We start from the raw sequence: 6,459 nt of genomic DNA, 5'->3' as shown, positions 1-6,459 counted from the left end.
AGGCCTGTGTCGGACGGTCGCGCAGGATCGCATGCCACCCGCCCCCCGCATCGCGCTGTTCCCAGCGGCAGCGCAGCCCGTGGCGCACGATCATCACACGCAGCCGCTCGGTGGCGATCACGATGCGATCGTCGTGCTCCTCGATCACCGGATCGGGGCAGGTGAAGCCGGCGACGGACAGGCGATCGCGCCCCGGCTCGTCGATGTCGTCGGCGCCCGGCGCGATTGCCCAGCCTGGCGGGCTCGACACCACACCGTCACGCAGCAGCAGCAACCGCATCACATCGTCCTCCAGGACGAAGACATGCGCCACCGCACCGGTATCGGCGGTGAGCGTGACGCAGCCGGTGGCGCGGTCGGACAGCGCGAACAGCGGCGGATTGGACAATGTGGCGCGCCTCATCGGCTGAGCTCCTCAACGGGGACGGGGGCGGGCGACGGCAACACCAGGCGGCGGATGAACAGGATCAGCACCGCCGCGCCGATCAGGTCGAGCACCGCCAGCACCGCGAACAGCGGCGCATAGCCGATCGTATCGGCAAACTGCCCGATCAGCAGCGAGAAGATCAGCCCGCCGATCCAGCCCGCCTGTCCGATGAAGCCATTGGCGGTGCCCACCTCGGCCGGGTTGAAGACGTCGGCGGACAGCGTGTTGATGAGTCCCGAAATCATCTGATGGGCAAAGCCGCCGATCGAGAAGAGCGCGATCGCGGTATAGGGGCTGGAAACGAGGCCGATGCAGCCCGGCGCGATCATCAACACCGCGCCCAGCGAGATACCCACGATCCGCGACGGGATCAGCGCCACCCCGCGCTTCATCAGAAAGGGCGACAGATAGCCGCCGAGAATGCCGCCGAGATCGGCGGCGAGGAACGGCAGCCACGCGAACAGCGCGATCTGTTTCAGATCCATGCCGCGCTCGGTGGCGAGATACAGCGGGATCCAGAAACTGAACGTCTGCCACGCCGGCTCCGCGAGGAAGCGCGGCACCGCGATCACCCAGAAGCGCGGCAGCCTCAGGATGTCGCGCGCGGGCGTGCGCTGCGCCGGGGTGGCGGGGCGATCGGCGGCGATCAGCGCCCGCTCCTCATCGGTGATCGCGTGATGCGTCTCGGGTGAGCGATAGAAAGCGAACCACGCCCCCGCCCACAGGATGCCGACCGCCCCGGTAACGATGAACGCCCAGCGCCAGTCGGCCCAGATCGCCACCGCCGCGACCACCGGCGGCGCGATCAGCGCGCCCAGCGAGGTCCCTGCGTTGAACCAGCCGACCGCGACGGATCGCTCGCGCGCCGGAAACCATTCCGCCACCGCCTTGATCCCCGACGGGATCGCCGCCGCCTCGAACACGCCCAGCAACCCGCGAAAGAAGGCCAGGCTGAGCCAGCCGATCGCCAGCGCGTGGAGCATGTTGGCGGCCGACCAGGCGAGCGCGAACATCGCGAAGCCGATCCGCAGGCCGAAGCGATCGACCAGCGCGCCGGCGATCGGCTGCATGATCGTATAGGCCAGCTGGAAGGCGCCGACGACATAGCTATATTGCTGCGTCGACATGTGCAGTGCGGTCTTCAACTCGGGGGCGAGCACGCCCAGCGAGTTGCGCGCGAGATAATTGGCCATGGTGCCGGCGCAGATCAGCGCCACGATCCACCAGCGCAGGTTCCTGATCCGCAACGCTCGCCTCCCCAGCGCTTGTGCCCAGCGCATGCCATCGATGTAACGACCGATCGCTGGCCTGTCCATATTGGTCGGGCCAATATTGCCCGTGCCCGAGCCTGAACCGTTCGCGGCGCCTATCCCGCCGCGGCCAATTCCCCCAGACGCCGATAGGGAGCCGTCGCATCGAGAGGCGGCACCGCGCCCATATTCATCACCACCCAGCCCGCCATGGCATGGCCCGCCGCCGCCGCTTCCGCCGGCGCGAGGCCCGCCAGCCGCGCATGAAGATATCCCGCATTGAAGGCGTCGCCCGCGCCGCTGGTGTCGCGCGGCGTCAGCCGCTGGGGCGGGGCGATCGATACGCCGCCGACGCGGCACCCTTCCCCGCCCATCTTCAGCGCCACTTCGGTCACACCCGCCTCATGCCAGTGCCGCTCGATCGCGGCGGGGTCGTCAAGGCCGGTCAACGCGGCCTCGTCCTCGATCGTCGGCAAGCCGATGTCGGCGACCGCCATCGCCGCACGGTGCGCCGCGCGGGCCGCCGCCAGATCAGGCCATAGTGCAGGACGATAATTGGTATCGAAGGCAACCCGCCCGCCCCGCGCCCGCACTTCGTGCGCCAACGCGATCAGCCGCTCGCGCGCCGGCGGCGGCAGGATCGCGAGCGAAATCATCGAGAACAGCAGGAGCGCCGCCCCCGATGCCTGCATTGCCGCCGCCTCGCTGTCAGGAAGATCGAACATCCGGCGCGCGGCGCTTTCCCCGCGCCAATAGGTGAAGTGCCGCTCCCCCTGCTGATCATTGGTGATCGCGTACAGGCCCGCCCGCCGCGACGGATCGGTCAGCACCCACCGCGTGTCCAGGCCTTCCCGTGCCCAGTCAGCGCGCAGATCACGGCTGAAGGGGTCGTCCCCGATCGCGGAGAGGAACGCGACATGTCGTCCCAGCCGGGCGAGGTGCAGCGCGGTGTTGAGCGTGTCGCCGCCATATCCGACCCGCCAGCCCGACCCATCCGCCGCACGCGACAGTTCGATCATCCCCTCGCCGACCGTCACGATCTGCATGAATCCCCTCACTTGCCTTACCAATCACTCTTTTGTGGTAAAACGAATCATAGCGCGGTACGTCGTGCCGCGATAGGCGGAGAGGGATCATGCAACATCATCGGCACCCCGGCTGGGCGGCGCATTCGGCATGACCCGCCCCCTGCACCTCCATCCCGACCGGCTGTTCGCCAGCGACCCCGCGCAGCGCGATATCGCGCGCGCTCTGTACCGCACCGTCGCCGACCTGCCGATCGTCTCGCCGCACGGCCATACCGATCCGCACTGGTTCGCCACCGACGCGCCGTGGCGCAACGCCACCGACCTGCTGCTCGTCCCCGACCATTATGTGTTCCGGATGCTCTATAGCCAGGGCGTGCCGCTCGACGCGCTCGGCGTGCCATCCCGGTCCGGTGCGCCGACGACCGATCCGCGCGCGGCGTGGCGCACCTTCGCACAACATTATCACCTGTTTCGGGCGACGCCGTCGCGCCTGTGGCTCGATCATGTTTTCGCTGAGGTGATGGGGCTGGATGTCGCGCTGGAGGAGGCCACTGCCGACCTCTATTATGATCATATCACCGCACGGCTGGCCGAGCCCGACTATCGCCCGCGTGCGCTGTTCGATCGGTTCGGCATCGAGGTGCTGGCGACGACCGAGGGGGCCGAGGCCGATCTCTCCGCGCATCGTGCGATCCGCGCATCGGGCTGGGGCGGGCGCGTGATCACCACCTATCGCCCCGATGGCGTGATCGACGTGGAGCATGAACAGTTCGCGCCTGCGATGGCGCGCTTCGCCGAGCTGACCGGTGAGGACGTCTGGTCATGGCGCGGCTATCTCGCCGCGCACCGCAAGCGCCGCGCCGATTTCCGCGCGGCCGGGGCGACCGCGACCGATCACGGCCATCCGTCGGCGCGAACCGCCAACCTCTCGGCGGCGGAGGCAGAGGCGTTGTTCCGGCGCGTGACAGGGGGACGCCCCGATGCGGCGGACGCGGACCTGTTCCGCGCCCAGATGCTCACCGAAATGGCCCGGATGAGCGTCGAGGACGGCATGGTGATGCAATTGCATCCCGGTTCGTTCCGTAATCACAACGAAGCGCTGTTCGCGACATACGGGCGTGACAAGGGCGCCGACATCCCCATGCGGGTCGACTATGTCGCCGCGCTGAAGCCGTTGCTCGACGCGGTCGGCAATGAGCGCGATTTCACGCTGATCCTCTTCACGCTCGATGAATCGACCTATGCGCGCGAACTGGCGCCGCTCGCCGGCCATTATCCCTGCCTGCGGCTGGGGCCGGCATGGTGGTTCCACGATTCGCCCGAAGGCATGCGGCGCTATCGCGAAATGACGACCGAGACCGCCGGCTTCTACAATACCGTCGGCTTCAACGACGATACGCGCGCCTTCCTGTCGATACCGGCGCGGCACGATGTCGCGCGGCGGGTCGACTGCGCCTTCCTCGCGCGGCTGGTGGCGGAGCATCGGCTGGAGGATTGGGAGGCCGCCGAACTGGCGCAGGATCTGACCGTCAACCTCGTTCGCCGGGCCTATCGGCTGTGACGATGCCCCGCCTGTCGCGCATGACGCTGGACCGGCTAGATCCGGCCGTCGCGCGCCCCGGCTACGCGCGTGACGAGCAGGCGATCGGGATCGTTCACCTCGGGATCGGCGCTTTCCACCGTGCGCATCAGGCCGCCTATACCGATGCCGCTATGGCGGCGGGCGACCGCGACTGGGCGATCGCGGGGGTGTCGCTGCGATCCGCCGGGGTACGCGACGCGCTGGTGCCACAGGACAGTCTGTACACGCTGACCGAACGTGGCGCGCAGGCGCCGCGCGTCGCCCTGATCGGCGCGATACGCGATGTGATCGTCGCCCCCGAGGCACCGGCGGCGGTGACCGCGCTGATCGCCGCCCCGGCGACGCGCATCGTGACGCTGACGGTGACCGAAAAGGCCTATTTCGGCCGCCCCGACGGGTCCCTCGATATCGCGGCGGTGCAGGCCGCGGGGCAGACCATCTTCCACCATCTCGCCGCCGGTATCGCGCAGCGCCGCGCCAGCGGCGCGCCGGGGCTGACGATCGTCAGCTGCGACAATCTCGCCCATAACGGCGCGCTGCTGCATCGGCGCCTGGCGGCATGGCTCGATCGGGTGGATAACGCCACGCGCGACTGGTTCGAGCGCGAATGCGCCTGCCCGGCGACGATGGTCGATCGCATCGTCCCCGCGGTCGATGCCGCCACGCGCGACGATGTCGCGGCGGCGATCGGCGTGTACGACGCGGCCGCGATCGTCACCGAACCCTTCCACCAATGGGTGATCGAGGACCGCTTCGCCGGCGCGCGCCCGCGCTGGGAGGTGGCCGGCGCGCAGTTCGTGGGCGACGTCGCTGCGTTCGAACGCGCCAAATTGCGCATGCTCAACGGCGCGCATTCGGCGCTTGCCTATCTCGGGCTGCTGGCCGGTCATACGTTCGTCCACGAGGCAGTGGCCGATACGGCGATCGCGCCGGTGGTCGAAAGATTGATGCGGCAGGAGGCCGCCGCGAGCCTTGCGACGGAGCGCGGCAGCGGCGGCGGGATCGATGCGCGGGACTATGCCGATCGCCTGTTGCAGCGATTTCGCAATCCTGGCCTGCCGCATCGACTGTCGCAGATCGCCACCGACGGTTCACAGAAGATCCCGCAGCGCTGGCTGGAGCCGATGGCGGCCAATGCCCGCGCCGGGCGCTCATCCCCCGCCACGCTGCGCGCGTTGGCCGCATGGCTGCTCCACATTCGCGGCGATGGCGCGCCGGTCTCCGATCCGCTCGCCGCGCCGCTGGCGGCACTGTGGGCGCAGGCGGGAAGCACCGGCATCGCCGAGGCGCTGTTCGCGGAGGGTGGCCTGCTGGCGGGGCAATGGCACCCCAATGCGACCGACCTCGCGCTATTGCGGCAGGAGATGAGCGACCTGGACGCGCCGCCGCCGGTCAGACACCACGACGGGTAGGACCGAACTGGCATCGATGCGCCGAACCTGTAGTCATAGCGTCATCTTTGTGACATGGGCGGCGCATGTTCGAATTTTCGCGAGAAATGATCGCCTATGCGATCATCGGGGTGATTCTGCTGACCGGAACGCCGCTGACGGTCGCGCTATTGCGGCGTCGTCACCGCGAACGGCTGCGCCGGCGCGGCATCAAACGCTACGGCCACTGAGGTTTACCGCGCGCGTCGGCGCGTCAACGCCGTATCTTCCGCGTCGAACACCTCGCTGGTCGCATGGCCATAGCGCGCGCAGAAATTGCGCCAGTAAGACGACAGACTCTCGAAGCTGCACGCGAAGGCGACGTCGGTGATCGTCCCGGCGGGGCGGCGGCTCAGGAGCGCGTGGATAGCGCCGAGACACGCTGCTCTACCGTAAAAGACGATTTGGTCCGGCCACCGGTCCGATACGATTTGAGGCTGAGGAAGCCCATTCGCATCGCGCTCACGCCGCAGCCCGGCAGCCGGCCGCCGATATCCGCCGTCGTGATATCCATCACTCCGTCCGCGTTTGGCGCCCGAAAGCATCAATCCCCTGACCCGGACTGACGGAAAAAAGCGGGATACGCCAACGCCCGGCGTGCTAGCTTAAGTCGATGGTCCGGCGGAAGATCGCCCATCCTTCCGGCGGGGGAGGACGGGCTGAAGGTTGATACGGCGCAGCATCCACCAACGGGTGAATAAACAAGGGGGCAGCATGACCAGCACTCACCACCTTCACCGCG

The 6,459-nt window shown here is 68.3% G+C and carries 5 protein-coding genes and 1 pseudogene; 3 read left to right on the top strand and 3 right to left on the bottom strand.

Annotation, left to right across the window (positions count from 1 at the left end; genetic code table 11):
* The 3 genes and pseudogenes from ACFDSW_RS14300 to ACFDSW_RS14290 all read right to left on the bottom strand — a co-directional run.
* A pseudogene (locus ACFDSW_RS14300) lies at nucleotides 1–403 on the bottom strand (alpha-glucosidase); the annotation flags it as partial.
* Complete coding sequence (locus ACFDSW_RS14295; protein WP_375250951.1) at nucleotides 400–1,707, bottom strand: MFS transporter; 1,308 nt, start codon at nucleotides 1,705–1,707, stop codon at nucleotides 400–402. The gene ACFDSW_RS14295 and the pseudogene ACFDSW_RS14300, both read right to left, overlap by 4 nt.
* 86 nt (nucleotides 1,708–1,793) lie before the next feature.
* The gene (locus tag ACFDSW_RS14290; RefSeq protein ID WP_375250950.1) at nucleotides 1,794–2,723 is read right to left on the bottom strand and encodes a sugar kinase; all 930 of its coding nucleotides are present in this window, start codon (nucleotides 2,721–2,723) and stop codon (nucleotides 1,794–1,796) included.
* 130 nt (nucleotides 2,724–2,853) lie between these two features.
* Between ACFDSW_RS14290 and uxaC the strand changes: the two genes are divergently transcribed.
* From uxaC to ACFDSW_RS14275, 3 genes are all read left to right on the top strand, one after another.
* Nucleotides 2,854–4,266 carry a glucuronate isomerase gene (gene uxaC, locus ACFDSW_RS14285; protein ID WP_375250949.1) on the top strand — a complete coding sequence of 471 codons (1,413 nt, stop codon included), beginning with the start codon at nucleotides 2,854–2,856 and terminating at the stop codon, nucleotides 4,264–4,266.
* A 2-nt stretch (nucleotides 4,267–4,268) separates the two neighbouring features.
* A complete protein-coding gene (locus ACFDSW_RS14280) occupies nucleotides 4,269–5,699 on the top strand; it encodes a mannitol dehydrogenase family protein (RefSeq protein WP_375250948.1) in 1,431 nt (476 codons plus the stop codon).
* A 65-nt stretch (nucleotides 5,700–5,764) separates the two neighbouring features.
* A complete protein-coding gene (locus tag ACFDSW_RS14275; protein WP_375250947.1) occupies nucleotides 5,765–5,908 on the top strand; it encodes a hypothetical protein in 144 nt (47 codons plus the stop codon).
* Nucleotides 5,909–6,459: the final 551 nt, after the last annotated feature.

Origin of the sequence: Sphingomonas sp., from assembly GCF_042091075.1 — a bacterium.
Taxonomy (GTDB): domain Bacteria; phylum Pseudomonadota; class Alphaproteobacteria; order Sphingomonadales; family Sphingomonadaceae; genus Sphingomonas.
This window is presented reverse-complemented; position numbering and strand designations above follow the sequence as displayed.

Bases quoted from the DNA above. Each gene is read 5' to 3' on its own strand.
- ACFDSW_RS14290 (WP_375250950.1), bottom strand. From the start codon at position 2,723: ATGCAGATCGTGACGGTCGGCGAGGGGATGATCGAACTGTCGCGTGCG.
- ACFDSW_RS14295 (WP_375250951.1), bottom strand. From the start codon at position 1,707: ATGCGCTGGGCACAAGCGCTGGGGAGGCGAGCGTTGCGGATCAGGAAC.
- ACFDSW_RS14275 (WP_375250947.1), top strand. From the start codon at position 5,765: ATGTTCGAATTTTCGCGAGAAATGATCGCCTATGCGATCATCGGGGTG.
- ACFDSW_RS14280 (WP_375250948.1), top strand. From the start codon at position 4,269: ATGCCCCGCCTGTCGCGCATGACGCTGGACCGGCTAGATCCGGCCGTC.
- uxaC (WP_375250949.1), top strand. From the start codon at position 2,854: ATGACCCGCCCCCTGCACCTCCATCCCGACCGGCTGTTCGCCAGCGAC.